The sequence below is a fragment of the Tabrizicola thermarum genome, assembly GCF_003574395.1.
Taxonomy (GTDB): domain Bacteria; phylum Pseudomonadota; class Alphaproteobacteria; order Rhodobacterales; family Rhodobacteraceae; genus Tabrizicola; species Tabrizicola thermarum.
The window spans coordinates 60,844-85,554 of sequence record NZ_KZ984538.1 but is presented as its reverse complement, the minus strand read 5'-3'; the positions used below and the strand labels follow the sequence as shown (position 1 = coordinate 85,554).

At 66.7% G+C, this 24,711-nt stretch carries 26 protein-coding genes; 7 read left to right on the top strand and 19 right to left on the bottom strand.

Going from position 1 to position 24,711, the window contains the following annotated elements:
• Position 1 precedes the first annotated feature (1 nt).
• The 13 genes from dnaG to rlmJ form a co-directional block, all read right to left on the bottom strand.
• A complete protein-coding gene (dnaG, locus tag D5084_RS03275) occupies positions 2-1,933 on the bottom strand; it encodes a DNA primase (protein WP_128514087.1) in 1,932 nt (643 codons plus the stop codon).
• Between the two features lie 162 nt (positions 1,934-2,095).
• Complete coding sequence (locus D5084_RS03270) at positions 2,096-3,400, bottom strand: NAD(P)/FAD-dependent oxidoreductase (protein WP_128514086.1); 1,305 nt, start codon at positions 3,398-3,400, stop codon at positions 2,096-2,098.
• Positions 3,400-4,755, bottom strand: coding sequence for a glutamine synthetase family protein (locus D5084_RS03265; protein WP_128514085.1), 1,356 nt, complete (start codon positions 4,753-4,755; stop codon positions 3,400-3,402). Before D5084_RS03265 ends, D5084_RS03270 begins: the two co-directional genes overlap by 1 nt.
• Positions 4,756-4,792: 37 nt before the next feature.
• Complete coding sequence (locus D5084_RS03260; RefSeq protein WP_128514084.1) at positions 4,793-5,500, bottom strand: type 1 glutamine amidotransferase; 708 nt, start codon at positions 5,498-5,500, stop codon at positions 4,793-4,795.
• 130 nt (positions 5,501-5,630) lie between these two features.
• Complete coding sequence (locus tag D5084_RS03255) at positions 5,631-6,965, bottom strand: glutamine synthetase family protein (RefSeq protein ID WP_128514083.1); 1,335 nt, start codon at positions 6,963-6,965, stop codon at positions 5,631-5,633.
• Between the two features lie 188 nt (positions 6,966-7,153).
• A complete protein-coding gene (locus D5084_RS03250) occupies positions 7,154-7,981 on the bottom strand; it encodes an ABC transporter permease (protein WP_128514293.1) in 828 nt (275 codons plus the stop codon).
• Between the two features lie 2 nt (positions 7,982-7,983).
• Positions 7,984-8,862: an ABC transporter permease gene (locus D5084_RS03245; RefSeq protein ID WP_128514082.1), complete on the bottom strand. Its 879-nt coding sequence runs from the start codon at positions 8,860-8,862 to the stop codon at positions 7,984-7,986.
• A gap of 52 nt (positions 8,863-8,914) precedes the next feature.
• On the bottom strand, positions 8,915-9,667 hold the full coding sequence (locus tag D5084_RS03240; RefSeq protein ID WP_128514081.1) for a transporter substrate-binding domain-containing protein: 753 nt from the start codon (positions 9,665-9,667) through the stop codon (positions 8,915-8,917).
• Positions 9,668-9,702: 35 nt separating this feature from the next.
• A complete protein-coding gene (locus D5084_RS03235) occupies positions 9,703-10,410 on the bottom strand; it encodes an ABC transporter substrate-binding protein (protein WP_128514080.1) in 708 nt (235 codons plus the stop codon).
• On the bottom strand, positions 10,410-11,192 hold the full coding sequence (locus D5084_RS03230; RefSeq protein ID WP_128514079.1) for an ABC transporter ATP-binding protein: 783 nt from the start codon (positions 11,190-11,192) through the stop codon (positions 10,410-10,412). Before D5084_RS03230 ends, D5084_RS03235 begins: the two co-directional genes overlap by 1 nt.
• A 103-nt stretch (positions 11,193-11,295) precedes the next feature.
• Entirely contained in the window at positions 11,296-12,066 is a 771-nt protein-coding gene (locus tag D5084_RS03225) for a phosphate/phosphite/phosphonate ABC transporter substrate-binding protein (protein WP_128514078.1), read from the bottom strand.
• The gene (locus D5084_RS03220) at positions 12,063-12,497 is read right to left on the bottom strand and encodes a tellurite resistance TerB family protein (RefSeq protein ID WP_128514077.1); all 435 of its coding nucleotides are present in this window, start codon (positions 12,495-12,497) and stop codon (positions 12,063-12,065) included. Before D5084_RS03220 ends, D5084_RS03225 begins: the two co-directional genes overlap by 4 nt.
• A gap of 9 nt (positions 12,498-12,506) precedes the next feature.
• Positions 12,507-13,304, bottom strand: a complete 798-nt coding sequence (rlmJ, locus tag D5084_RS03215; protein ID WP_128514076.1) for a 23S rRNA (adenine(2030)-N(6))-methyltransferase RlmJ — start codon at positions 13,302-13,304, stop codon at positions 12,507-12,509.
• 92 nt (positions 13,305-13,396) lie between these two features.
• Between rlmJ and D5084_RS03210 the strand changes: the two genes are divergently transcribed.
• The 3 genes from D5084_RS03210 (at position 13,397) to D5084_RS03200 (ending at position 15,577) form a co-directional block, all read left to right on the top strand.
• On the top strand, positions 13,397-14,053 hold the full coding sequence (locus D5084_RS03210) for a TerC family protein (RefSeq protein ID WP_128514075.1): 657 nt from the start codon (positions 13,397-13,399) through the stop codon (positions 14,051-14,053).
• A 185-nt stretch (positions 14,054-14,238) separates the two neighbouring features.
• Complete coding sequence (locus tag D5084_RS03205) at positions 14,239-14,688, top strand: META domain-containing protein (RefSeq protein WP_128514074.1); 450 nt, start codon at positions 14,239-14,241, stop codon at positions 14,686-14,688.
• Between the two features lie 295 nt (positions 14,689-14,983).
• Positions 14,984-15,577: a hypothetical protein gene (locus D5084_RS03200; RefSeq protein WP_128514073.1), complete on the top strand. Its 594-nt coding sequence runs from the start codon at positions 14,984-14,986 to the stop codon at positions 15,575-15,577.
• 44 nt (positions 15,578-15,621) lie between these two features.
• On the opposite strand, the gene pyrG is transcribed toward D5084_RS03200, so the two are convergent.
• From pyrG to D5084_RS03180, 4 genes are all read right to left on the bottom strand, one after another.
• Complete coding sequence (gene pyrG / locus D5084_RS03195) at positions 15,622-17,265, bottom strand: CTP synthase (RefSeq protein WP_128514072.1); 1,644 nt, start codon at positions 17,263-17,265, stop codon at positions 15,622-15,624.
• Between the two features lie 151 nt (positions 17,266-17,416).
• Entirely contained in the window at positions 17,417-17,818 is a 402-nt protein-coding gene (gene secG, locus D5084_RS03190; protein WP_128514071.1) for a preprotein translocase subunit SecG, read from the bottom strand.
• Positions 17,819-18,034: 216 nt separating this feature from the next.
• Positions 18,035-18,424: a VOC family protein gene (locus D5084_RS03185; protein WP_128514070.1), complete on the bottom strand. Its 390-nt coding sequence runs from the start codon at positions 18,422-18,424 to the stop codon at positions 18,035-18,037.
• Positions 18,417-18,812, bottom strand: a complete 396-nt coding sequence (locus D5084_RS03180) for a DUF6524 family protein (RefSeq protein ID WP_128514069.1) — start codon at positions 18,810-18,812, stop codon at positions 18,417-18,419. The genes D5084_RS03185 and D5084_RS03180 overlap by 8 nt, the downstream gene beginning before the upstream one ends.
• 82 nt (positions 18,813-18,894) lie before the next feature.
• Between D5084_RS03180 and D5084_RS03175 the strand changes: the two genes are divergently transcribed.
• The 3 genes from D5084_RS03175 to D5084_RS03165 all read left to right on the top strand — a co-directional run bounded on the left by D5084_RS03175 (position 18,895) and on the right by D5084_RS03165 (position 20,815).
• Positions 18,895-19,167: a hypothetical protein gene (locus D5084_RS03175; protein ID WP_128514068.1), complete on the top strand. Its 273-nt coding sequence runs from the start codon at positions 18,895-18,897 to the stop codon at positions 19,165-19,167.
• A 21-nt stretch (positions 19,168-19,188) separates the two neighbouring features.
• On the top strand, positions 19,189-20,481 hold the full coding sequence (locus D5084_RS03170; protein ID WP_128514067.1) for an adenylosuccinate synthase: 1,293 nt from the start codon (positions 19,189-19,191) through the stop codon (positions 20,479-20,481).
• A 91-nt stretch (positions 20,482-20,572) separates the two neighbouring features.
• A complete protein-coding gene (locus D5084_RS03165; protein ID WP_128514066.1) occupies positions 20,573-20,815 on the top strand; it encodes a DUF2842 domain-containing protein in 243 nt (80 codons plus the stop codon).
• Between the two features lie 23 nt (positions 20,816-20,838).
• On the opposite strand, the gene D5084_RS03160 is transcribed toward D5084_RS03165, so the two are convergent.
• Positions 20,839-22,962 carry a hypothetical protein gene (locus tag D5084_RS03160; RefSeq protein WP_128514065.1) on the bottom strand — a complete coding sequence of 708 codons (2,124 nt, stop codon included), beginning with the start codon at positions 22,960-22,962 and terminating at the stop codon, positions 20,839-20,841.
• 136 nt (positions 22,963-23,098) lie between these two features.
• Here D5084_RS03160 and D5084_RS03155 point away from each other — a divergent pair, with 136 nt between their 5' ends.
• Positions 23,099-23,767 (top strand): thiamine diphosphokinase, encoded by a 669-nt coding sequence (locus tag D5084_RS03155; protein ID WP_128514064.1) that lies wholly within the window; start codon positions 23,099-23,101, stop codon positions 23,765-23,767.
• Here the strand turns inward: D5084_RS03155 and D5084_RS03150 are convergent.
• Entirely contained in the window at positions 23,742-24,680 is a 939-nt protein-coding gene (locus D5084_RS03150; protein ID WP_238382507.1) for a DMT family transporter, read from the bottom strand. The two genes, D5084_RS03155 and D5084_RS03150, sit on opposite strands and share 26 nt — an antisense overlap.
• Positions 24,681-24,711: the final 31 nt, after the last annotated feature.

The window sequence follows — 24,711 nt, the reverse complement described above, 5'->3', positions numbered from 1 at the left end:
ATCAGCGGTTTTTCTTGACCCAGATCTGGCTATCGATCAGGGATTGCAGATGTCTTGACAGGGCGGTGCGGTCTTCGCCGAGGTCCGAACTGTCGGTGAAGCCGCCTTTTTCCGACCGGTGGCGGGCTTCGGCGGCCTGGGAAAGCCGCCAGGTCAGGCCTTCGTCGGGCAGGCCGTCCATATCCTCCATCGCATCTTCGATCTCGCGGCGTGCGCCCCGGCGGGCTTCCAGTTTGGCCAGTTCCTCGGCAAGGCAGAGCGCTGCAAGCTCGTCGTCCTGGGTGTTGCGGACCGGGGGTGCGATGGCGACATGGGGACGCGAGAGGAGTGCGTCAAGGGCCGCAGGCGCGGATTGGGCGATCTTCGCACGCAGGTCCGGCATGCCGGCCCCCGCAAGGATCATCCGGCGCAGCATCTCGTGGTCCTCGCCGGTCAGGTCCAGCCGTTCAAGCGCGCTTTCGAAGCGGTGGATCAGCGCGGGGTGCAGGATCAGCGTGGCCAGGATCACCGCCTCGCGCAGGGCTTCTTCGACGGGGCCTTGCGCCTGGGCCAGAAGCGAGGAACGGGTGGAGGCAAGCGCGCCGCCCGGGGGCGCAAACCGGCCGCGACCGGGACGGAACGGGCCGGGCTGGAAGGGTCGATACTGCGCCGTGCCGAACAGCTCCAGCCGCAGCCGCTTCATCTCATCGGCATAGTGGCTGCGGATCGAGGGGTCGGTGATACGCGCCAGATGCCCGCGCAGCACCTTGTCCAGCGCGGCGCGGCGCTCGGGGCTGTCGAAGACGCGGCCCTCGGTCTCGCGCTGCCAGAGGAGCTGGACCATGGGCCTGGCCTGATCCAGCACCGCCTGCATCGCCGGCGCGCCTTGCGCCTTGATGAGGTCGTCCGGGTCCATTCCACCGGGCAGGATGGCGATGCGCAGCGCCTTCGGGGCCTCCAGAAGCGGCAGGGCAAGGTCGATCACCCGTTGCGCGGCCTGAAGGCCCGCCTTGTCGCCATCCAGCGCCATGATCGGCTCGTCACTGATCTTCCAGATCATCCGCAGCTGGTCTTCGGTGACGGCGGTGCCAAGCGGCGCCACGGCGGCGGTGAACCCGGCCTCGGACAGCGCGATCACATCCATGTAGCCTTCGGCGACGATCAGGGGTTTGCCCTTGCCCGCCGCCTCGCGCGCGGGGGCGTGGTTGAACAGGCTGCGGCCCTTGTCGAACAGCTCCGTCTCCGGGCCGTTCAGGTATTTAGCCGGGGCATTGGGGTCGAGGCTGCGGCCGCCCAGGCTGATCGGGCGGCCGCGCGTGTCCTTGATCGGAAAGATGATCCGCCCGCGGAACCGGTCGTAAAGCGAGCCGTCATCGGCCTTGGCGATCAGGCCCGAGGCAACCATGAGGTCGGGCGAGACGCCCTTGGCCGCCAGCGCGTCCTTCAGGGCGTGGCGGCTGTTCGGCGCCCAGCCGATGTCCCAGCGGTCCCAGGCGGGCTCGGTCAACCGGCGTTTCTGCGACAGATAGGTGCGCGCCTCGGCCCCGGCGGCGGTCTTCAGTTGCAGGCGGTAGAACTTGACCGCTTCCTCCATCACCTGTTGCAGCAGCGTCCGCCGGTCGGCGCGCTCGGCGGCCCCGGGGTCGCGGGCGGGCATCTGCATCCCGGCCTCGCGGGCAAGGATTTCCACCGCCTCCATGAAGCCGAGGTTTTCCGATTCCTTCACGAAGGTGACGGCATCGCCCTTCGCGTGGCAGCCGAAGCAGTAGTAGAAGCCCTTGCGGTCATCGACGTGGAAGCTGGCGGATTTTTCCTGGTGGAACGGGCAGGGCGCCCAGAAGTCGCCCTTGGCCAGGTTCGACTTGCGCATGTCCCAGGTGACTTTCCGGCCGACGATGGCGGAAAGCGTGACCCGGGTGCGCAGCTCGTCGAGGAATCCGTTCGGCAGGGACATGGGACAGATATGGCCTCTGGGGGCCGACGAGTCGAGGGTGGACGCCCCGGGGGTTTCACACCCCCGGACCCCCGTGGAGTATTTGTCAAAAGGGCAAGTGGATTTGCTCTTTTCGGAAATACTCTCCGGGGGTCCGGGGGGCGAAGCGCCCCCGGCGGGTGGTCAGAGGCCCAGCCGGTCGCGCATCGCGTACCAGGTCATGGCAGAGACGAGAAGCGGCCAGCGCAGCAGCGCGCCGCCGGGGAAGCTGTATTGCGGGACCGAGGCCATCAGGTCGAAGCGTTCCATCTGGCCTGCGGCGGCCTCGGCCATCAGTTTGCCGGCAAGGGTCGCCATGGCGACCCCGTGGCCGGAGTAGCCCGAAGCCGACAGGATGTTCTGGCCGGGCCGGGTGAAGCAGGGCATCCGGTTCACGGTGATCGCGAGCGTCCCGCCCCAGGCATAGTCGATCCGGGTCTTTGCCAGCTGCGGATAGACTTTCAGCATCGGTTTCGAGACGGTCCTGATGATGTCCGGGAAACGGTAGCCATAGCTTTCCCCACCGCCGAACAGCAGGCGGTTGTCCTCGCTCAGGCGCCAGTAGTTGACGACGAACCGGGTATCTGCAACCGCGACGGGTTCCGAGAGAAGGTCGCGCGCCCGGTCGCCCAAAGGTTCGGTGGCTACGATGAAGTTGTTGATCGGCATGACCTTTGCCGCAACCTTGGGGCTGAGCTGCCCGAGGTAGCCGTTGCCCGCCAGAACCACCGTGGCGCAGTCGACATGGCCCGAGGGCGTGCGGACCATGGGGCGCGGGCCGGGTTCGACGCGGTGGACTTCGGACAGTTCATGAATGCGGACCCCGGCCCTGGCGGCGGCCTTGGCCAGGCCGATGGCGTAGTTCAGCGAGTGCAGGTGGCCCGCGTCGCGGTCGATCTCGCCCCCGACATATTCGGTCGATCCGATCAGCCGCCGGATACCGGTTCTGTCAAGCGTTTCAAGATGCTGATAGCCGTAGTCGCGTCTCAGCTTCTCGGCATAGGCGTGGGCGTCGCGGACCTCGGCCTCGGATCGGCAGGCATGCGCGATGCCGGGATGGAAGGTCACGGGCATGGCGTGGTCGCGGATCAGCTCCTTGACCAGCGCCTTGGCTTCCTCGGCAAGGTCCCAGAGACGATGGGCGGTCTCGCGACCAACGGTCTTTTCCAGCCAGACCTGATCCTGTCGCTGGCCGCTGCCGACCTGCCCACCATTGCGCCCCGAGGCGCCGAAGCCGACTCGGTGGGCTTCCAGCAGCACCACGTCATAGCCCTTCTGCTTGAGGTGCAGCGCTGCCGACAGGCCGGTGTAGCCGCCGCCCACCACACAGACGTCGGCCTTGGTCGCGCCCTTCAGGACCGGAAAGCGGTCAATGGGCGCGGCTGTCGCGGCATAGTAGCTGGCCGGCCATTCCCCCCGCCGGTCGTTCGCGTGCAGAAGGTTGACCATCAGACGTTGAGGAGCAGATGCTCCCTCTCCCACGGGCTGATGACTTGCAGGAACTCCTTGTATTCGTTCCGTTTCACGCTGTCATAGACCTTGATGAAATCCTGTCCCATCACGTCCTTCAGGGCCTCGTCCTCGTCCAGAAGGTCCAGCGCGTCGCCGAGGTTGACCGGGATGTCTTCCGAATCGATATAGGCCGAACCGGTGAATTCGGGCCGCGCCTCGGTCTTGTTCATCAGCCCGAGGTAGCCGCAGGCGAGGGTCGAGGCGATGCCGAGATAGGGGTTGCAGTCCATGCCCGGCAGGCGGTTTTCCACCCGGCGGGCGGCGGGGCTGCTGATCGGGATGCGCAGGCCGGTGGTGCGGTTGTCTCGGCCCCATTCCAGGTTGATGGGCGCGGCGAAGTCGGGGACGTAGCGGCGGTAGCTGTTGACGTATGGCGCAAACAGGGCGACGGCGGCGCCGAGGTGTTTCTGCAATCCGCCGATGAAATGCAGAAACTCCGGTGTTTCCACGCCCTTCGGTCCGGCGAAGATGTTCCTGCCGGTTTTCGTGTCCACCACCGAGGTGTGGATATGCATGGCCGACCCCGGCTCGCCCGCGATCGGCTTGGCCATGAAGGTGGCAAAGCAGTCATGCCGCAGGGCCGCCTCGCGGATCAGGCGCTTGAAGAAGAAGACCTCGTCGGCCAGCCTGATCGGGTCGCCGTGGGCGAGGTTCAGCTCGATCTGGCCCGCGCCGCCTTCCTGGAGGATTCCGTCGATTTCAAGGCCCTGCGCCTCGGCATAGTCGTAGATGTCGTCGATCACCTTGCCGTATTCGTCCACCGCCGACATCGAATAGGCCTGCTTGCCCGCCGCCCGGCGACCGGACCGGCCCATCGGCGGGATCACCGGCATGTTGGGGTCGATGTTGCGCGCGGTCAGGAAGAACTCCATCTCGGGTGCCACGACCGGCTTCCAGCCCTGGGCGGCGTAAAGGTCCATGATGCGGCGCAGGACGTTGCGGGGGCTGAACGGGACGAGGTTGCCCTGCTGGTCCTTGGCATCGTGGATCACCTGAAGCGTCACGTCCGCCGTCCAGGGCGCGGCGGTTGCGGTGGACCAGTCCGGCTCCAGGATCATGTCGGGTTCGGTGAAGGCGTCGAAGGGGTTGTCGGCCCATTCGCCGGTGATCGTCTGAAGAAAGATGGAATTCGGCAGGAAGTAATTGGTCTGCTTGGCGAATTTCGCGGCGGGCATCGCCTTGCCGCGCGCCACCCCGGCGATGTCGCCGATGATGCATTCCACCTCGTCCACCCGGCGGTTGCCGATGTAGTCGCGCGCTGCCTCGGGCAGCTGGTCGGTCCATTTGGACATATGTCACACGTTGGTTGGGGGGTGGCCCCCGCGCTGTCTAGGCGCGGAGCTTCTCGGCCCCAGTTGTCTTGGCTTGGTGGGTCAGGAAGAATTCCGCGATCCGGTCGGCCATCGACGGGCTGTCGAGCGGCGTGTCAAGCCGTTGGGTGGCATCGGCCAGAAGCGCGTCGGGGACCAGACCCGGCCCCCGGACTTTGATCAACCCCTCCATGAACTCCTTCTGGAATTCGGGGTGGGGCTGGACGGTGAACATGCGGTCGTCATAGAGAAGGGCCGCATTTTCGCACATGGCAGTCGAGGCGAGGACCTTCGCGGTTTCGGGCTTCTTCACCACCTGGTCCTGATGCCAGGCGTTCAGCGTATAGGTCCGGTCGCCGAAATCGTATTCGGTGGGCCCGACGGTCCAGCCGCCCGCGAATTTCTCGACCTTGCCGCCCATGGCCTGCGCGATGATCTGGTGGCCGAAGCAGATGCCGACCACGGGGACGTGGGCCGCGTAGGCGGCGCGGATGAAATCCTCCAAGGGCGGGATCCAGGGGTGAGGCTCGTAGGCGCCATGGCGCGAGCCGGTGATGAGCCAGCCCTCGCAGTCGTGCACCGACTCGGGAAACTCGTTGCGCAGGACGGCCCAGCGGCGGAACGTCAGGCCCTTGCCCGCAAGCAGGGTCTCGAAGAAATCCGGGTAGTCGCCCTGGTGGCGCAGCGCCTCGGGGCTTTCGCCGGTTTGCAGGATGCCGATCTGCATCGTCTTGTCCTTCGCTTTTCCTCAAGGTGGGTGCGGCGGGGTGGATTGGTCAAGGGGGCTCGTCGTGCGCCTTCGGCGTCTTCTCGCGCGGCGCGGGCAGCGGCAAGGGCCGAAGGCAGCCGAGGAGCGGTCAGACGGTGTCGAGGTAAAGCTCCACCCTTTCCTCGGGCGAAAGCTCGGCGATGTAGTGCAGCTCCTGCCGCTTGGTCTGCACCATGTTGCGGATCAGTTCCTTCGGCAGGAAGCGGGACAGAACGTCCGAATGTTCGAACGCGTCGATCGCGGCTTCCCAGGTCGAGGGGATCTGCGGCAGGTCCATCGCATAGGCGTTGCCGGTCACGGCGGGCGGGGGTTCGACCTCGTCCTCGATGCCGGTCAGGGCAGCACCCAGGATCGCGGCGAGCATCAGGTAGGGGTTCACGTCGCCCCCCGCGACCCGGTGTTCGATGCGCCGCGCGGCGGGATTGCCTGCGGGGATGCGGATGGCTGCGGTGCGGTTCTCATATCCCCATGAGATCGCCGTGGGGGCATGTTTGCCCGGCACCAGACGTTCGTAGCTGTTCAGATGCGGCGCGAAGAGCAGCGTGGAATCGTGCATCGCCGCCAGGCAACCCGCGACGGCATAACGCAGCTGCGCGGTGCCCTTGGGTCCGCCGCTGTCGAAGATGTTGTCGCCCTTTTCGTCGATCACCGAGAAATGCGTGTGCAGGCCGGACCCGGAATAGTCGGCATAGGGCTTGGCCATGAAGCTGGCGGCGAAGCCATGCCGCCGCGCCAGGCCCTTGACCAGCATCTTGAACAGCCATGCATCATCGGCGGCGCGCAGCGCATCGTCGCAATGCATCAGGTTGACCTCGAACTGGCCAAGGCCGGTTTCCGACGTCGTGGTGTCGGCGGGAATGTCCATCGCCTCGCAGGCGTCGTAGAGGTCGGTGAAGAAGGTGTCGAAGGCGTCCAGCGCGCGGATCGACAGTGTCTCGGCGGCCTTGCGGCGCTTGCCCGATCGGGGCGAGGGCGGGACCTGAAGCGTCTTGCCCGAGTCGTCGATCAGGAAGAATTCCAGCTCCATCGCACAGACCGGCGTCAGGCCGCGAGCCTTGTAGCGGTCCACCACGGCGCGCAGCGCATGGCGCGGGTCGCCCTCATAGGGCTGGCCGTTCTCGCGGAACATCCAGATCGGCAAAAGCGCAGTCGGCGCCTCGAGCCAGGGCATCGGCATGAAGCCGCGTTCGGTGGGCTTCAGGACCCCGTCCTGGTCGCCCTGTTCGAAGACCAGCGGGCTGTCATCGATATCCTCGCCCCAGATGTCAAGGTTCAGGACCGAGAAGGGGAACCGCGTTCCGTCCTTCACGACCTTGTCGGCAAAGCGGGCGGGCACGCGTTTGCCCCGCGCCTGCCCGTTGAGGTCCGCGGCGGCCACGCGAATGGTCCGCACGTCGGGGTGCTTTCTGAGGTAATCTTTCATGTTCATGTCGTCATGAGGTCAGAGCACGTCTCCCGCGCCCGCAGCCAGCCTCGGCTGCCCCCTGCGCAGGTTCGGACCATGCCCTTGGCCCTTCCCCTGGTTTCGATCGCCTTTCCCCGCAGGCCTTGTTTTCGGCGTTTCCGCAGGGTCCGGGCGGGTGCCCGGATAATTTGATCAAATCCAGCCTACTACCGGATCAGGTTCGGACGCAAGCGGATTTTGCTGCGTGTGTTCGAGGGCAGGTGCCGGTTCAGCCGGGCGTTGACCCGGCCGTAGACAAAGGTCACGACCAGGGTCAGCAGGATGAAATAGAAGGCGACGATGGGGTAGGGGATGAAGGGGTTGAAGGTCTTGTCCGCGAAATAATTCGCGTAATACAGCGCATCACCCTTCTGCGCGAAGGCCGGAAAGCCCGAGAAGTAGACCAGCGTCGTTGCGTGGAAGAGGAAGATCGCCTCATTCGTGTAGGCGGGCCAGCCCAGCCGCAGCATCGTGGGCCATTCGATCCGGATGAACTTCTTCCAGCCGGTCAGACCGTAGGCTTCCGCGGCCTCCAGATCGCCCTTGGGAATCGACTTCAGCGCGCCGTGGAAGATCTCGGCCGAATAGGCGGCGGTATTCAGGAACAGCACGAATAGCGCACCGGCCCAGGCCCGAGTGGTCCAGGCGGTGTCAAGGTGGACGCCCAGGATGTCGATCCCGCCCTTGGGCAGCAGGACCAGTGCCTCATAGGCCAGGAAGAACTGGATGAACAAGGGCGAGCCGCGAAAGACGAAGACGAACCAGTCGGCGGGCTTGCGGATCAGCGGGTTGCGCGCCGCCCGGGCCAGCGCAATCGCATTGGCGAGAAAGAAGCCGAACGTCAGCGCAAGGACGCCGAAGTAGAGGTTCCAGATCAGGCCCGAGCCGATCAGCGTGAACTGCTGGCACAAGGTGAACTCGGACCTCGGCAAGAGATTCTCGCCGATCCCGATCGAGCGCAGGCCATAGGCCTGGATGGTTTCCCAGCAGGTCATGCTCATGCTGCGGCCTTTCGCAGGGCCTCGCCCGCCGCCGTCGCCTGCCCGTGGCTCAGCCGACGGGTCAACCGCGCGATGCCGATCTCCGAGACGCGGGTGAAAAGCAGATAGAAGACCATGAGCCCCAGGAAGTACCACAGCCGCCAGTCGCCGTGCGGGTATTCGTAGGCCTGGGTCTTCGACCCGCCCAGCTCTCGCGCGTAATAGACGATGTCCTTGACCCCCAGCAGGAACAAGAGCGGCGTCGCCTTTATGAGGATCATCCACAGGTTCCCCAGCCCCGGCAGCGCATAGACCCACATCTGCGGCACCAGGATGCGGCGGAAGACCTGGGCGCGGCTCATCCCGTAGGCCTCGGCGGTTTCCAGCTGGGCGCGCGGGACGGCCTGCATCGCGCCGTAGATCACGTTGGCAACGAAAGCGCCGAAGACGATGGCGAAGGTGACGACGGCCAGCATGAAGCCATAGGCCTGATGCCAGAAAGCCGAAGACTTGGCGAGCGGCACCTTCGCCTCGGGGCAGACGCGGAACTCCAGCCCCTGCCAGGGCCAGGCATGGTCCTGGCAGACGAAAAGGCTTTTCGAATATTCGATGATCTGGTCCAGCGCTATGACGAAGAACAGGAAGAAGATGATGTCGGGCACGCCGCGCACCATCCAGATGTAGATCTTGCCCAGCCAGCTGACGGGCGCGATGTGCGAGCGCGCGGCGGTGGCGCCCAGGAAGCCCATGCCAAGCGCGGTCGGCGCGGTGATCGCCAGAAGCAAAAGCACGGTCACGAAGGACCAGTAGAACTGCAAATGCTTGGCCGAGGTCAGGTAGCAGATGCCCCAGGTGAGGCCCTCGATGGCTTTCGGATCGGCGCAGGCTTCGAACATTCTTCGGTCCCGTTGAAAGGGGGCGGACCCGAAGGCCCGCCCGGATCAGGCCTCAGCAGCCTTCCTTGCCGGCATCGCCCCAGGTCTTCGCCTCGGGCCCGAAGTATTCCGGCTTGGTGATCATCGCATCCAGCGTGCCGTCGCATTTCATCGACTTGATCGCCGCGTCGAACTTGGCGCGCAGCTCGTCGTCGCTTTCCCGGAAGCCCAGGCCAACCCCGTCGCCGATCGACTCCTCCTTGTCCAGCAGCACCAGCTGGCCGCCCGATTCCGCCGCGATCGGCGCGAGATAGTCCTTGTCGGCCAGGACCGCGACCGCCTCGCCGTTCTTGACGGCAGCGACGGTTTCCTCGGGCGTGGCGTATTCCACGAGCTGCATCCCGTTCTCGGCCACGAAAGCCGCCTGGATCGTCGAGGTCTGCGCCGCCACGGGGCCCGACTTCAGATCGACATCGGCCGACAGCGCCAGATAGGCCGACGAGGCCGGGGGCAGGTAGCCCTGGCTGAAGTCGATGACCTGCTCGCGCTCGTCGGTGATGCTCATCCCGGCGATGATGACGTCATAGTTGCCCGACTGCAGGTTCGGGATGATCGAATCCCAGTCGTTCGTCACCCATTCGCAGGTCAGGCCGGCGCGCTTGCACAGCTCATCCCCCAGTTCGCGTTCAAAGCCAGCGACTTCGCCCGCGTCGTTGATGAAGTTGTAGGGCGGGTAGGCGCCCTCGGTCCCGAGGCGCACGATGTCCTGTGCAAAGGCCGTGCTGGCAAAGCCGGTCAGTGCGGTGGCGATCAGCAGTCTTTTCATCCCTTGTCTCCCTTAACGTCGGATGTGTTGGTGGTTCATTCGAACCAGCGTGCTTCCAGGCTTGCAAGCGTACCGTCGCGACGCATCGCGTCCAGCGCGCTGTTCAGCGTGTCCAGAAGGTCGGTGTTTCCCTTGCAGACGGCCATGGCGACGCCGTCGTCGGGGATCATTTCCGCATACAGGAACTCCAGCCCCTGCGCCGCCACGAAGGCGTGAATGTCCGACCGGGTCCGGAACGGCCCCAGCGCCAGGTCGACCTCGCCCCGGGACAAGGCCGCCAGCACCTGCGGTTCGGTCGGATAGGCGGTAAAGCGATAACCCATCCGGCGCAGATGCGCCTCGTGCACGGTCCCGGACTGCACCCCCACCAGCGCCATGGGCGGGGAGGGGGCCCCGGGGAGGCCGATATACCATTCCTCGGGGTCGGTGGCGTGATAGGGCCGGGTGAAATCGACCAGAGCCAGCCGCTCTTCGGTCACGGCCATGCCCCCCAGCACCACGTCGAATCGGCCCGACATGACCCCGGGGATCAGTTGGTCGAAATTTGCCAGCTCCCAGTCGCAGCGCAGGGCCGACCGGGTGCAGACCTCGTCCATCAGATCGCGCTCGAAGCCGGTGATGACGCCCTTGTCGTCGATGTAGGTGTAGTCCGGGAAGGGCGCGTCGGTGCCGATGATGATCGGCTCGGACGCGGCCAGGACCAGCCCGGTCACGGCCGCCGCGATGGCCCCCGCGCACGCCATCAGGCCGCCGTCGCCGACAGGAACCCGCGCAGCCGTTCGCTTTGCGGATTGCCGAACAGGCTTGCGGGTGGACCCTGCTCCTCGATCTTGCCCTTGTGCAGGAAGATGACATGGTCCGAACAATCCGCGGCCAGTTTCATGTCATGCGTGACCAGAAGCATCGTCCGCCCCTCGTCGGCCAGCGCCTTGATGACGCGGACGACCTCCTGCTCCAGTTCGGGGTCCAGAGCGCTGGTGGGTTCATCGAACAGCAGCGCGCGGGGCTCCATGCACAGCGCGCGCGCGATGGCCGCCCGCTGCTGCTGGCCCCCCGAAAGCTGCGCGGGCCAGGCATCGCACTTGTCGCCGATCCCGACCTTTGCCAGATACTCCCGCGCCTTCGCCTCGACCTCCTTCGGGTCGCGCTTCAGCACGGTGACCGGCGCCTCCATCACGTTCTGCAGGATCGTCAGATGGGACCAGAGGTTGAACTGCTGGAACACCATCGACAGGTTGGTGCGGATGCGCGTCACCTGATCCCGGTCGGCGGGGTGGCGGCCATGCCCGGTGCCCTTCCAGCGCACCGCCTCGCCTTCAAAGCGGATCTCGCCCTGCTGGCTGTCCTCCAGCAGGTTGCAGCAACGCAGCAGGGTGGATTTGCCCGACCCGGACGAGCCGATCAGCGACACCACATGCCCGCGCGGGGCGATCAGATCGACGCCTTTCAGGACCTCAAGCTGCCCATAGCTCTTGTGCAGGTCATGGATCGCGATGACCGGGGTGTCGGCTGGTGCGTCTGGCATGGGGCACACGTCTTGAAGCGGTTTGGTCAGGCAGTAGGAAGCAGATTTTGCGCCAATGCAACGACGATTTGGCCGTTTCCCGCCCGATGCGCTGGTGATTTGATCAGATCAGCGCGGCAATCTGTTCGGGCGGCGGCGGATTGGGCACGGAAAGGTAATCCTCCACGCGAAGCCGGACAAAGCCGTTCAACCACAAATGCCCCCGGTCCGCCGGGTCCAGCGCCGCGATCGCCTCGCTGACTGCGTCGAAGATCGGCTGCGGGTCGCGGTCGGCCGCGGTGATGTAGGGCAGGCCGGGTGTGGGATCGGTCATCGCCACCACCTTCAACTGCCCGACCACCGGGTCCCCCGCCTGCATCAGCGCGAAAGTGACCGCATCCAGCGCGGCGATATCCGCCCGGCCCTCGGCAACCGCGGCGGCCGACAGACGATGGCCGCCGGTCTGCAGGCGCGGCGGCAGCGACAGGCCCAGTCGCGCGACATGGGTCTGCGGCGCGGCCCAGCCCGATTGCGACAGCGCATCGTTGTAGGCAAACCCTGCGCCGTTGAAATCGGCAAGATCCTGTCGCGGGTCCTTGGCCCGGGCGACGAAGACGGAACGATAGTAGCCGGGCGCGCAGCCTTCGACGCCGTAATCCGGGGTGCCCACATAGGTCACCCGGTCGTGCAACCGCGCGCGGAACGGATAGCCGCAGGTCTGCGACAGGATGAGGTCGGGCGCCGTCCAGGCGTCCCAGTAGGCCCGCTCGCCGCGGGTCAGTGCCTCGGGCGCCTCGATGCCGCGCCCGCGCAGCCCGGTGCGGATCAGCGCCCAAAGCCTGTCGTTTGCGGCCTGTGCCGGGCCGAAGTCATACATCCCAAGGCTTGCGATCATTCCCGTTCGGCCTTCTGCCTCGCAAGGGCCGAGTCCACATCCGACAGCCCCAGCAGGTTCGCCACCAGGCGCAACAGCCGGTCCTCATGCGCCTCGCGCAGGCCGTCGGCAAGGGCCACGGACCAGAGCGCGGTCATCAACTCGGCCCGATCCTCCAGCGGCACCGCCTCTTTCAAGGCGCGGGTGAAGCGGACGGTGTCCGGCGCCTCGGCCTCCAGCGCCTCGGCTTCGGTGCGCAATCTTGCGGCGGCGAAAGGGTCAAGCCCATAGCGGCGCGACAACGCCCGGTCGATCCGCTCCACCTCCTCGGCGGCGTAAAGACCGTCTGTGCGTGCGATGCGCACCAGCAGCGTGGCCAGCGCCAGTTGGGCGTCGGGTTCGGGCAGGCGGGCGGGTTCGGGGGCCAGAAGCCGGCGGAAAAGGTCGATCATGCCGTGAACCTAAGGCTTCGGACCGGCCTTGGAAAGCCTGGCAAACCGGGATGTGAGCGTCTGCAGCTCCTCGTCCAGACCGTAGGGCGCATTGACGATGAAAAGGCCCGAGCCCTCCATCCTGTGTCCCTCGCGCACCGGGGGAAAGCGGACCTCGTGGCGCAGCCCGTCGGGAAAGGCCGCCTCCAGAGCTGCCAGCATCGGGCCGTGCGGGCCGCCCTTGAGCAGCGGGTACCACAGGATCAGGACGCCCACATTCCACTTGCGATGGATGCTCGCCATGTGGCGCGGGATCGCCTCGTAATCGGCCTTCACCTCATAGGACGGGTCGATCAGCATCAGCCCGCGCCGGGGCGTGGGCGGCGTCAGGGCGAGCGCGAGATCGAACCCGTCCTGCTGGTGGACATGCGCGCCCCAGTCCCTTGCCACCGCCTTGAGCGCCGCACCCTCCTGCGGATGGAGTTCCGCGAGGTGGATCGTGTCGCTTTCCCGCAGCCCCAGCGCCGCGATGAGCGGAGATCCGGGATAGGCCCGCGCCCCATAGGCCGCCCGCGCCTCGTCCAGCCGATGACGGTAGGGGTGGTCCGGCGGGAACAGCGCCTCGGCCAGCGCGATCCCCTTGGCCGCCTCTCCGGTCTTGACCGCCTCCTCTGCGCCAAGGTCATAGACCCCGCGCCCGGCGTGGGTCTCGATGTAGCTCAGCGGCTTGTCCTTGCGGGTCAGGTAGTCCAGCACCCAGGCCAAGACCGCGTGCTTCTGCACGTCCGCCAGGTTTCCGGCGTGGTAGAGATGTTGGTAGGACAGCATGGCCTTGCCTACCCGCCCCACCGCGGCGCTGCAACCGGGTTGAAGCGGCTGCGATGTCGGCGTAGGACCGGCGGAAACGGAGTGCGGCAGGCATGGAAATCTTCACTTATCCGGGGTTCATCGCCCTGTTGCAGGTCATCGGCATCGACCTGGTGCTGGCCGGGGACAATGCGATCGTCATCGGCCTTGCGGCCGCCGGGCTGCCGAAAGAGCAGCGGGGCAAGGCGATCCTGGTGGGGATCATCGCGGCCACGGTGATGCGGATCGGCTTCGCGCTGGTCACGACCCAGCTTCTGGAGATCGCAGGCCTCTTGCTGGCCGGGGGCATCCTGCTGCTGTGGGTCTGCTGGAAGATGTGGCGCGAGCTGCAGACCTCGCCCCACGAGGAACACGCCGCCGTCGAGGCCCTGGCCGATGCCGACCTGAACGCCGACGGGACCATCGCAGGGGGCGCGCCGCGCAAGACCTTCGCTCAGGCCGCGACCCAGATCGTGATCGCTGACGTCTCGATGAGCCTCGACAACGTGCTGGCCGTTGCCGGGGCCGCGCACGGGCACCCGACGGTGCTGATCGTCGGCCTGATCCTGTCGATCGCGCTGATGGGGCTGGCGGCCAGCTGGATCGCGAACCTGCTGAACAGGTATCGCTGGATCGCCTACATCGGCCTTTTGGTCATCCTTTATGTCGCGCTGAAAATGATGTGGCAGGGCTGGCACGAGGTAGAGCCGATGGTTCTGGGGATGCTGTAGGCGCCGCGCGCGGCGCTTTTGGCGGGCCGTTGAAAATCAAGGGCTTGGGCGTGGGCGTTCAGATTTGGGTAACCAAGGGGCCGGGGCCGCAAGGGCCTTGGCCCCTTGGTTTTCGGGGTGGGGAAGGCCTGCCTTGGCGGCTTGGCGGGGTGCTGTCAGGATGCGCTGAACCCCGGAGGTCCCAGATGCGCCTTCTGCCCCTGACCATTGCGGCCACCCTTGCCCTGCACCCTGCGCTGGTGCTTGCCTGCGGCCCCGCGCCGGTCTTTGACGGCGATCCTGCGACAGGCGTTTCCGTCTCGGTCGGGCGGATCACCGACGTGATCTGGGTGCCGCTGGAGATCGACGGCGTGCCGGTGCCCGAGGGCGCGGGGCTGTCGCTGTCGGTCAGCTTTGATGGGATGGTCGAAGGGACCACGGGCTGCAACCGCTTTGCCGGACCGGCCGAGATGGACGCCGGAGAGCTGGTCCTGGGTCCGCTGGCCGCGACCGAGATGGCCTGCCCGGAGCCCGGGAAGATGGAGCGTGAGGCGGCTTGGATGAAGGCCCTGGGCGAGGTGCGGGGGTTCATCGTCTCGCCAAAGGGGCTGTGGCTGACGCGCGAGGACGGGTCGGTGGCGGTGTGTCTGGGGTGAAGGGGGGAGCCGGTCTGAAGCCCGACCTGCGCGCCCTGGCGCAAGTTTGACCTGGCCGTGACGGTGCGTGCGTTTATCCTGCCTGCGCTTTCACAAACGCGAGGACGAAATGGCATGAAACCGGCTTGAGATCGGGAGGCGAAACCCGCATCACGACAGGATGCGCGCTGTTCCGCGGCAAAGAACTGGTCCTCAATTTACAGAATCGCGCCCAACTGGTATGCTCGCAGGGCTTTGATAGATTTTTTCTTTGGAGATTTGACCATGACGAACCTTAGAGAATGGCGCATTTTTTTTGGTTGTCGCGGTGTTTGGTTGTATCGGGGCTTCTGTTGCTTTTGCAATTCAGGCAACTGGACCAATTCAAATCGTACCCGTCTGGGACCACCCATGGATTCAGATCGCATCTCAGGTTCTGATTGGTGCTTTTGCCAGTACGATCTTCATCTTTCTTTTGAGCAATACCGATAGGTCCGATCTGTTGCGGCTTGTCTGCCTTTCAATGGTTGCGGGATTCCTCTGGTCTCCCGTGCTTGAGGTTATCAAGAAATATCAGATTGTTAGCAAGGCAAGCGAGCAGCAGACTGCCAATCTTGAAAGGCAGGCCACGATGATCCAGAGTGCTGGAAACACATCGGGTGAGCTTCAAGTGCAGGACATCGACGCCTTCATCAAAGATTACTCGACCTGGCGTCCGATATTGAACCCTTCAGATGCCGTCATTGCGGACCATGCCTTTAAAGGCGTTGCATCGACGCTGTCGGGCGAGCCGCAGATGAATGTGCCTTCGACCACTTTGGATATGCTGGAAGCGTTTCGGATTGAGAACCCGGGCGTAGCTGTGGTTGAAAGCTTTCCAGGCATCGAGGGCGCCCTGACTGGCAGTTGAAACTGCACCCTGACGGGTTCCGTAGCGCGGGCTGTGGGAAAGGCCTACACCAACCGCGACACCTCCACCGCCGCGCGCACGAAATCGGCGAACAGCGGGTGCGGGGCAAACGGCTTTGACTTCAGCTCGGGGTGGAACTGGACGCCGATGAACCAGGGGTGGTCCTTGACCTCGACGATCTCGGGCAGCTTGCCGTCGGGCGACATGCCGCTGAAGATCAGGCCGCATTTTTCCAGCTGCTCGCGGTACTGGATGTCCACCTCATAGCGGTGGCGGTGGCGTTCCTCGATCACGGTGGTGCCGTAAATGCGGGCGACGGCAGAGCCTTCCTTCAGGTTCGCGGTATAGGCGCCAAGCCGCATCGTGCCGCCCTTGGCATCGTCGGCCTTGCGGCGGACGGTGTGATTGCCCTGCACCCATTCCTTCAGGTGGTAAACCACGGGGGTAAAACGCTTTTCGCCGGCTTCGTGGTCGAACTCCTCGGAGCCTGCGTTCTTCACGCCCACCAGGTTCCGGGCGGCCTCGATCACCGCCATCTGCATCCCGAGGCAGATGCCGAGGTAGGGGACCTTCTTTTCCCGCGCGAAGGTTGCGGCCTTGATCTTGCCTTCGGTGCCGCGTTCGCCGAAGCCGCCGGGCACGAGGATGGCGTGGAAGTTTTCCAGCCACGGCGCGGGGTCTTCGCGCTCGAAGATCTCGGCGTCGATCCATTCGGCGCGGACTTTCGTGCGGTTGGCCATGCCGCCGTGGGTCAGCGCCTCGGCGATGGATTTGTAGGCGTCTTCCAGCTGGGTGTACTTGCCGACGACGGCGATGCGGACCTCACCCTCGGGATGGGTGATGCGGTCCATCACGTCCTCCCAGCGGGCGAGGTTGGGTTTCGGGGCCGGGGTGATGCCGAAGGCGTCGAGGACGGCCTGGTCCAACCCTGCGTGGTGATAGGCAAGGGGGGCCTCGTAGATCGTCTTCAGGTCGTAGGCGGGGATGACATGTTCTTTGCGGACGTTGCAGAAGAGGGCGATCTTTTCCCGCTCGCGGTCCGGGATCGGGTGTTCGCTGCGGCAGACAAGGACGTCGGGGGCGAGGCCGATGCTTTGCAGTTCCTTGACCGAGTGCTGGGTGGGCTTGGTCTTGAGTTCTCCGCTGGCCGCGAGGTAGGGCAGCAGCGTCAGGTGCATCAGGATCGACTGGCCGCGCGGGCGTTCGTGGATGAACTGGCGGATCGCCTCGAAGAAGGGCAGGCCCTCGATGTCGCCCACGGTGCCGCCGATCTCGCAGAGCATGAAATCGACCTCGTCGTCGCCGATGCGCAGGAAGTCCTTGATCTCGTTGGTGACGTGGGGAATGACCTGGATGGTCTTGCCCAGATAGTCGCCGCGGCGCTCCTTCTCGAGGACGTTCGAGTAGATGCGGCCGGAGGAGATGCTGTCCGTCTGGCGGGCGTGCACCCCGGTGAAGCGTTCGTAGTGGCCGAGGTCGAGGTCGGTCTCGGCCCCGTCGTCGGTCACGAAGACCTCGCCATGCTCGAAAGGCGACATCGTGCCGGGGTCGACGTTGAGGTAGGGGTCAAGCTTGCGCAGGCGCACGGTATAGCCGCGGGCCTGAAGCAGCGCGCCGAGGGCGGCGGAGGCGAGGCCCTTGCCGAGAGAGGAAACCACGCCGCCGGTGATGAAGATGTAACGCGCCAAGGCGGGACTCCCGTGTTTTCAGGCGCGATTCGGATGGGGTGGAATCGCGGCACCACGGGAGTTGAGATATAGCGACTCCCGCCAGGGTTAGCAACGGCCCGCCGCTAGATCATGCGGGCGAGGTCAGGATGAACGGCAAGCAGTTGTAGGATCAGGGGGTCGTCGCCGGGGCGGCGGGCACGTCGGCGGGCGGCGGGCTTGCGGGCGCGTCGCCGGTGCCGGGCAGGGTCAGGTCGGTGCCCGCCAGACCGCCGCCGGTCGCGGGGGCCTCTGTCGCGGGCGTTGCGGCCGGGGTTGCGGTTGCCGCGGTGTCGACCACCGACCCGCTTCCACCGCTCCGGGCGGCAAGGATGGTGAGCGTGATCGAGGTCACGATGAAGGCCGCAGCGAAGATCCAGGTCAGCTTGGTCATCGCGGTGGCCGCACCCCGGGCCGACATCGTGCCGCCGCCACCGCCCATGCCCAGCCCGCCGCCTTCGGAGCGTTGCAGCAGCACGACCCCGATCAGGAGCAGGGCAAGGATCAGGTGGATGGTGAGGACGACGTTTTCCATGGGCTTCCCGAGGCTGACGCGCCTATCTAGGCGGAAGGGGGACGGGGTGCAAGGGTCTCCTCCCCGACGGGGGAGCCATCCTCGGGGCATCGAACCCCTCGGACGGCGCTGCCGCGGCGCTGTCGCATGGCGGGGTGCCAGCGGCGGGCGGGCGGGCCTCCGGCGGGAGTATTTGGGAAAAGAGCAGGACCGGGGCGGGAGAGCGGGACCGGGCGGTCAGCCGCCTTCGTGGACGGCAGAGAGCTTGTTGCCGTCGGGGTCGCGGACATAGGCCGCGAAGAAGCCGGGGCCGTAGGGGCGCAGGCCGGGGGCGCCCTCGTCGCTGCCGCCGTGGGCGAGGGCGGCGGCATGGAAGGCCCGTACCGCCGCCTGATCGGGGGCGACAAGGGCGGGCATGGTGCCGTTGCCGGTGGTGGCGGGATTGCCGTCGAAGGGGAGCGTGATCCAGAGCCGGATGCGGCGGTCGTCCGGCAGGCCGTAGCCGAGTTCGGTATCCTCGGTTGCGCGGCGGACGAGGCCGAGGGGGGCGAGGACGGCGTCGTAGAAGCGGGCAGCGCGGATGAGATCGTTCGTGCCGAGGGTGAGGTAGAGGAAGGTCTCAGCCATCGACTTCGTCCGTGGTCTGCTGGCCCGAGAGGCGCTGGCGGAGGATCGACCAGCTCATGCCGATGCCGAGGATCAGCGAGAGCGCGAGGATCGCAAGCCAGGTGTTCAGCGCGGAATTGTCGAGGCCGATCAGGCCCCAGTCGATCAGCACCCAGAGGCCCGCGGCGAAGATCGCCACGATCACGAGGGCGCCGAGCAGACCGATCGAGCGCAGGGTGGCCACCAGGTAGACCATGGCGAGGACCGCGAGGATCAGGCCAAGGAAGACGACGAGCGGCGTCTGGTCGGCCCAGGCGGTGCGCGCCCAGCTGACATAGTTCCACGAGGTCGGGTTGAAGATCGCCGCCAGCAGCAGGAAGGCGCCAAGCCAGCGCAGAAGGATGCCCATGGTCGTGCCCCCTGGAATGCGGTCGGCCCATGCTAACCCTGTCGGCAGCCGTGGCAAGGGGCTGCGACGGAGGTGTCCTGGCATGATCCGGCCCTGGCGGACCTGTGACTGCGGCTCTCTCTGGCCTGTGGATGTGGACTGGTTCCCGGCCTTGATGAGTGCCGCGCGGTCCGTGCAGCATCTGCGGCTGCGGGTGGATCGCGGGACTGGCGACGCTGCGGGTGGCCGACCGATTGCCCGGATCTGCCTGCCCTTGGCCGACCGGGCAGAGCCAGCCGTGCTGCCCCCGGCCCGCGCGCGCGTGTTTCAAGGGTTTCCCCTGCGCCGCCCGGTCGCTATACCCCCCGTGGTTTGATCGTAGTCCGGGGAGATCGGAATGGCCAACGTCGTCGTGGTGGGTGCCCAGTGGGGCGATGAGGGCAAGGGCAAGCTCGTCGACTGGCTGAGCGAGCGCGCCGATGTGATCGCGCGGTTCCAGGGCGGGCATAACGCAGGCCATACCCTTGTCATCGGGAACACGGTCTACAAGCTGTCGCTTCTGCCCTCTGGCATCGTGCGGCCGGGCAAGCTGTCGGTCATCGGCAACGGCGTGGTGGTGGACCCCTGGCATCTGGTGGCCGAGATCGAGAAGCTGCGCGGGCAGGGGGTGGAGATCGGCCCCGAGAACCTGATGCTGGCCGAGAACGCGAGCCTGATCCTGCCGATCCATGGCGAGCTGGACCGGGGCCGCGAGGCGCAGACGACGGTGGCGAAGATCGGGACCACCGGGCGCGGGATCGGCCCGGCCTATGAGGACAAGGTGGGTCGTCGGGCGATCCGGGTGGCGGATCTGTTCGACGCGGCGACGCTGGAGACGCGGATCGGGCGGCTTCTGACCCACCACAACGCGCTGCGGGCGGGGCTGGGGCTGGAGCCGGTGGACCCCGCGGCGCTGAGGGCGCAGCTGCTGGAGATCGCGCCGAAGCTGAAGCCCTATGCCGGCCCGGTCTGGAAGGTGCTGACCGAGGCGCGGCGGGCGGGCAAGCGCATCCTGTTCGAGGGCGCGCAGGGCTCGCTTCTGGACATCGACTACGGGACCTATCCCTATGTGACGTCCTCGAACACCATTGCCGGGCAGGCGGCGACCGGGACGGGGGTGGGGCCCACGGCCATCGACTTCGTCCTCGGGATCGTGAAGGCCTATACGACGCGGGTGGGCGAAGGCCCGTTCCCGGCGGAACTGCACGATGCGGATGGCGAAAGGCTGGGCGAGCGCGGGCATGAATTCGGCACGGTGACGGGCCGCAAGCGGCGCTGCGGCTGGTTCGATGCGGTGCTGGTGCGGCAGACCTGTGCCACCTCGGGCGTGTCGGGGATCGCGCTGACCAAGCTGGACGTGCTGGACGGTTTCGAACGGCTGAAGATCTGCGTCGGCTATGATCTGGACGGCAAGCGGATGGATTACCTGCCCATCGCGGCGGATGAGCAGGCGCGCTGCAAACCCATCTACGAAGAGATGGAGGGCTGGTCGGAGACGACCGCCGGGGCGCGATCCTGGGCGGAACTGCCGGGGGCGGCGATCAAGTATGTGCGGCGGATCGAGGAGTTGATCCAGTGCCCGGTCGCGCTACTTTCCACCTCGCCCGAGCGGGACGACACGATCCTTGTGACCGATCCTTTCGCGGACTGAACAGGCGGGCTCTTCGTGCGGCTTCGCCTTCTCTTCGCGGGCAGGCGAGGAGCGACCGGAGGACGCGAGGAGCGGTGCGGGGAGAGACGAGATGGCGTTAGGCTACAAGGCGCGCAGGCGCTGGGCGCTGGTGATCCTGCTGGTCGGGATGCCGCTTTATGTGGTGGCGGCGGTCACGCTGGTGGGGCTGATCGACCGACCCTCGGTGCTGGTCGAACTGGCGATCTATGTCGCGCTGGGCTTTGCCTGGGCGCTGCCGTTCCGGTTCATCTTCCGCGGCATCGGTCAGGCCGATCCGGATGCGAAAACGGACGGGCACGGCCCGTCCGTCTGATCTGTTCCTGCTGTCGCGCCGCCTCAGCTCAGCCGACGTGCTTCGGCCAGATAGGGCGAGGTTTCGGCCAGGGCGTAGTGGCCGCGCGTCACCTTCTCGATCCGGCCGGTGCGCAGAAGCGTGCCGAAGGACCGCAGCCCGTCTTCGCGGCTGACCGGCTTGCCGCCCGCGCTGGCCATCATCCGCCGCATCAGCTGCGGGCGGGTGAAGTGGGTGCGCTTTTCGATGCAGGTGGCGTAGGCGGCGGCGGCCTCGAGCATTTCGGCCATCGACCGGGCCCCGACCGTCTCGGCAAAGGCCGCCAGGCCCTGTTCGTCGATCTCGCGGCTGTCTTCGGCCAGATCCTCATCCTCGTCGGCCTCGGCGGCGGTGCCATAGGTCGGCTTTTCCAGCACGATGTTGCGCGCCGGCGCCGAAGCGGCGGCCAGCGCCGCGCCAGCGCCGATCGCGCCGGAGAGGCGGCCGGTGCGGACGGCGACCATCGGCTGGCCGTCGGGCTTGGCCGGAGCGATGCCGGGCACCGGCGGCGAGACCAGCGGCGCCGAGGCAGGAGCGGGGGCAGGCGCGGGCGCTGCGGCGGCGGGCATGATGCGGTCGACACGCTGTTCGGACACCAGCACCAGCGGCGGCGGGCTGATCATGCCGGGGCGGATCGTGCCGGGACGCGGTTCCTGCGGGCGGATGCCGACCGACTTGCGCCGGGTCGGCTTGACCTCGGGCGCGGCTTCGGGGGCGGCCGGAGCATCGGGCTGGATCGCCTCGGCCAGGTCGTCGCGGTAGGGGTCGAGATTCACGTCGGCGCGGGGGGCCTCGTAATCCAGGTCGGCGCGGTCGGCTTCGGTGGACACCACAGCAGCCTTGAGATGCGACAGCGCCTCTTGCCGGCGGCGGTTGGCCTCTTCGGCCATCACTTCCTCGGCCTGCCGCATCAGTCGCGCGATCTCGTCCGATTCGCTGTCGCCGTCCATGATGCGTGTCGCCGACGGGTCGCGGTTCGTCCCGGGCTGGGAATCGGGATGCAGACGCACGACGCGCGACGTCAGGCGGCGCGAGCGCTTTCTGCCCTGGGCGCTGTCCAGCTCCGTCTCTTCGGCATCCGCCTCGGCGGCGACAGGCCCGGTCTCGGCGACAGTCTCGGCGACGGCTTCGGGCAGATCGGCGAGGGACAGGTCGGCCCCTTCGTCCCCGGTGACGACGGAGAGGTCTGCCATGGACGATTCGAATGCAGGTGCCGCGTCGCTGTCGAGGGAGAGGGTCTCCTGAGGCTGCGCGGCATCGAGGGCCGCAGCGGTGGCCGCGTCGTCAGGGCTGACACCGTCCAGCGCGGCAAGATCGGCAAGGGCTTCGCTGTCCGCGACCGTTTCGGCGGCGATTGCCATTTCGGCCTCGGCGGCAGGCGGCAGGTCCTCGGCCTGATCGACGAAGGGCACGAAGTCCTCGGCAACCTCCTCGACGCGGTCGGTTGCGGGGGCGGCGTCTTCGGCGGCGGGCAGATCGGCAGGGTCGGCGGCCAGATCGTCGGCCATCGGTGCCGCGTCAAGGGCCGGTTCGTCATCCGCGATCAGCGCGCCCAGACGGGCAGCGACATCGGAGCGGTCCTCGGCATTGGCATCCAGTGCCTCTTCGGCCAGGACGGGCGAGGCTTGCGTGGTCAGGTCTGCGGCTGCCGGGTTCACCAGGCGCCGGATGCGGGCCAGTTTCGCAGCAACCCCATCGGGGATGCCATCCTGCAGCGAGGGTTCAGACGCGGTAGCATCCTCCTCGACCGGGAGATCCGTGCCGTCAGCCTCGGCCGACGTGCGGCGGGCGACCCGGTTGAAAAGGATGCGCGGAGCCACGGCGGGTTCGGCCGGGGCGGGTTCGGCGGAGGCAGCTTCGGCGGGCCCATCGGCCAGCGCCTCGGCCGGCTGGCCCGGATTGCGCTGCGCCGAAGCGGCGGCCAGACGCGCGACCTCACGCTCGGCCAGGCGGTGCAGCATGGCGGCGTCGGGCGGCGGCGGCTCGGCGCCGAAATGGCGGTCCTGCGCGGCAAGATCGCGGAAGTATTCGGCAATCGCCTTCATCGTATCGAAGGGATTCTCGAACCCTTCCAGCGTGCAGCTGAAAGTCCCGTAGGATACGGTCAGGATCTTGCTTTCACTTGTCATGACTCGACAGCCTTTCGCCTTGGTCGTCCTACGATACCCTTCCGGACCGTCCCAATGCATGGACAGACCGGGGTAATTTGATGGATTGATTGTGGCCGGAGCCCGGGGAATCTGCCTTAATTGGATACAGTCTTACATGAAATCGCCGATTGTCCAGTCAACCCAAGGTGTCACGCTGGCCGGGGGAGGCCCCTTTGCGGCCCGTGATCTGGCCCTGGCGCTGAAGCGGGCGCCGGTGCCTGTGGCCGCCGACGGCGGGGCGGATCGGCTTTTGCGGCTGGGGGTCATGCCCGAGGCGGTGATCGGCGACATGGATTCGATTTCCCCGGCCGCGCGGCAGGCCATACCCCAGTCGCGGCAGCATCTTGTCGCGGAACAGGTCACGACCGACTTTGACAAGGCGCTGCGGCTGATCGAGGCGCCGCTGGTCCTTGCGCTGGGCTTTGCCGGCGCGCGGCTGGACCACGGGCTCGCGGCCTTTTCCACGCTGATCGCCAGGGCCGAGCGGCGCTGTCTTCTGATCGGGCCGAAGGATTTTGCCTTTGCCGCCCCGTCGCGGCTGGAGCTGGACCTTGCGCCGGGCGACCCCCTGTCGCTGTTCCCGATGGGGCGGGTTGGTGGGACCAGCGCGGGACTGGAATGGCCGATCGCGGGGCTTGAGTTCGCGCCGGACGGGATGATCGGCGCCTCGAACCGGGTGGTGGCGCGGCGGGTGGCGCTGAGCTTCGACCGGCCGGGGATGCTGGTGATCCTGCCCCGCAGGCGCCTGGATGCGGCGATCAGGGCGCTTCTGGCAGCACCGTGATGTGCGGTGCGCGCGCCTTGGCCCGGGCCGCCAGCCGTTCGCGGTGGATGATGTAGAGCCCCGACGCGACGATGATCGCGATGCCGATCCAGGTCAGCCGGTTCGGGAAGTCGCCGAAGATCACGTAGCCCAGGATCACGGCGGTCACGATCTCGACATAGTGCAGCGGCGCAAGCGTGGCCGAGGGCGCGAATTTCAGCGCATAGGTCATGCACATGTGGCTGACCGCGGCCCAGAAGCCGACGCCGAACAACCAGAGCCAGGTCCAGCCCGTGGGCCGGATCGGGTCGAGCGCGCTGATGCCGGAGCCGTCGGCCAGAAGCATCACCGGAAGGCAGAGGAGGAGCCCGGTCCAGGAGGTGTGGAACTGCATGGTCACCGGGTGCATCCAGGCGGAAATCGCGCGGGTGACCAGCATGTAGAAGGCAAAGAGGAAAGCGGTGGCGAGCGGCCAGAGCGCCACCGGGCCGAAGGCGGCAAGCGAGGGCTGGATCACGAACATCGCGCCGACAAACCCCACCGCACAGGCGGCGATGCGGCGGGGACCGACCTGGTCGCCGAACAGGAATGACCCCAGGATCAGCAGGATGAAGGGCTCGACGAAGACGATGGCCAGGGCATCGGCGATGGGTATGAACGCGATGGCCGAGACGAAGGCGAAGGTCGAGACGAGGAGGAACAGCGCGCGCAGCGTGGTGTAGCCAAGCGCCCTCGCGTCCAGCCCCAGCGGCAGGCGCAGGACCAGCACCACGGGCAGCATGAGCGCGGTCTGCACCACGAAGCGCGCGGCGGTGACCTGGCCCACGGGCATCCCGGCCTCGGCGGCGAGTTTGGCGGAGACGTCCAGCATGGGCGCGATCACGCAGAAGGCGAGCATCAGGACGACGCCCTGAAGGGTGGTGTCGCGGGTCATGACCCTTGGCTAGCCGCTGCGCAGGGGCGCT

Excerpts from the sequence above, each read along its gene's own strand:
- D5084_RS03180 (WP_128514069.1), bottom strand. The coding sequence starts at position 18,812 with ATGGGCATCCTTCTGCGCTGGCTTGGCGCCTTCCTGCTGCTGGCGGCG.
- D5084_RS03245 (WP_128514082.1), bottom strand. The coding sequence starts at position 8,862 with ATGTTCGAAGCCTGCGCCGATCCGAAAGCCATCGAGGGCCTCACCTGG.
- rlmJ (WP_128514076.1), bottom strand. The coding sequence starts at position 13,304 with ATGCTGTCCTACCAACATCTCTACCACGCCGGAAACCTGGCGGACGTG.
- dnaG (WP_128514087.1), bottom strand. The coding sequence starts at position 1,933 with ATGTCCCTGCCGAACGGATTCCTCGACGAGCTGCGCACCCGGGTCACG.
- D5084_RS03155 (WP_128514064.1), top strand. The coding sequence starts at position 23,099 with ATGAAATCGCCGATTGTCCAGTCAACCCAAGGTGTCACGCTGGCCGGG.
- D5084_RS03150 (WP_238382507.1), bottom strand. The coding sequence starts at position 24,680 with ATGACCCGCGACACCACCCTTCAGGGCGTCGTCCTGATGCTCGCCTTC.
- secG (WP_128514071.1), bottom strand. The coding sequence starts at position 17,818 with ATGGAAAACGTCGTCCTCACCATCCACCTGATCCTTGCCCTGCTCCTG.
- D5084_RS03205 (WP_128514074.1), top strand. The coding sequence starts at position 14,239 with ATGCGCCTTCTGCCCCTGACCATTGCGGCCACCCTTGCCCTGCACCCT.
- D5084_RS03265 (WP_128514085.1), bottom strand. The coding sequence starts at position 4,755 with ATGTCCAAATGGACCGACCAGCTGCCCGAGGCAGCGCGCGACTACATC.
- D5084_RS03270 (WP_128514086.1), bottom strand. The coding sequence starts at position 3,400 with ATGGTCAACCTTCTGCACGCGAACGACCGGCGGGGGGAATGGCCGGCC.
- D5084_RS03185 (WP_128514070.1), bottom strand. The coding sequence starts at position 18,424 with ATGGCTGAGACCTTCCTCTACCTCACCCTCGGCACGAACGATCTCATC.
- D5084_RS03175 (WP_128514068.1), top strand. The coding sequence starts at position 18,895 with ATGATCCGGCCCTGGCGGACCTGTGACTGCGGCTCTCTCTGGCCTGTG.
- D5084_RS03260 (WP_128514084.1), bottom strand. The coding sequence starts at position 5,500 with ATGCAGATCGGCATCCTGCAAACCGGCGAAAGCCCCGAGGCGCTGCGC.
- D5084_RS03160 (WP_128514065.1), bottom strand. The coding sequence starts at position 22,962 with ATGACAAGTGAAAGCAAGATCCTGACCGTATCCTACGGGACTTTCAGC.
- D5084_RS03235 (WP_128514080.1), bottom strand. The coding sequence starts at position 10,410 with ATGGCGTGCGCGGGGGCCATCGCGGCGGCCGTGACCGGGCTGGTCCTG.
- D5084_RS03220 (WP_128514077.1), bottom strand. The coding sequence starts at position 12,497 with ATGATCGACCTTTTCCGCCGGCTTCTGGCCCCCGAACCCGCCCGCCTG.
- D5084_RS03165 (WP_128514066.1), top strand. The coding sequence starts at position 20,573 with ATGGCGTTAGGCTACAAGGCGCGCAGGCGCTGGGCGCTGGTGATCCTG.
- D5084_RS03255 (WP_128514083.1), bottom strand. The coding sequence starts at position 6,965 with ATGAAAGATTACCTCAGAAAGCACCCCGACGTGCGGACCATTCGCGTG.
- D5084_RS03250 (WP_128514293.1), bottom strand. The coding sequence starts at position 7,981 with ATGACCTGCTGGGAAACCATCCAGGCCTATGGCCTGCGCTCGATCGGG.
- D5084_RS03240 (WP_128514081.1), bottom strand. The coding sequence starts at position 9,667 with ATGAAAAGACTGCTGATCGCCACCGCACTGACCGGCTTTGCCAGCACG.
- D5084_RS03230 (WP_128514079.1), bottom strand. The coding sequence starts at position 11,192 with ATGCCAGACGCACCAGCCGACACCCCGGTCATCGCGATCCATGACCTG.
- D5084_RS03210 (WP_128514075.1), top strand. The coding sequence starts at position 13,397 with ATGGAAATCTTCACTTATCCGGGGTTCATCGCCCTGTTGCAGGTCATC.
- D5084_RS03225 (WP_128514078.1), bottom strand. The coding sequence starts at position 12,066 with ATGATCGCAAGCCTTGGGATGTATGACTTCGGCCCGGCACAGGCCGCA.
- D5084_RS03170 (WP_128514067.1), top strand. The coding sequence starts at position 19,189 with ATGGCCAACGTCGTCGTGGTGGGTGCCCAGTGGGGCGATGAGGGCAAG.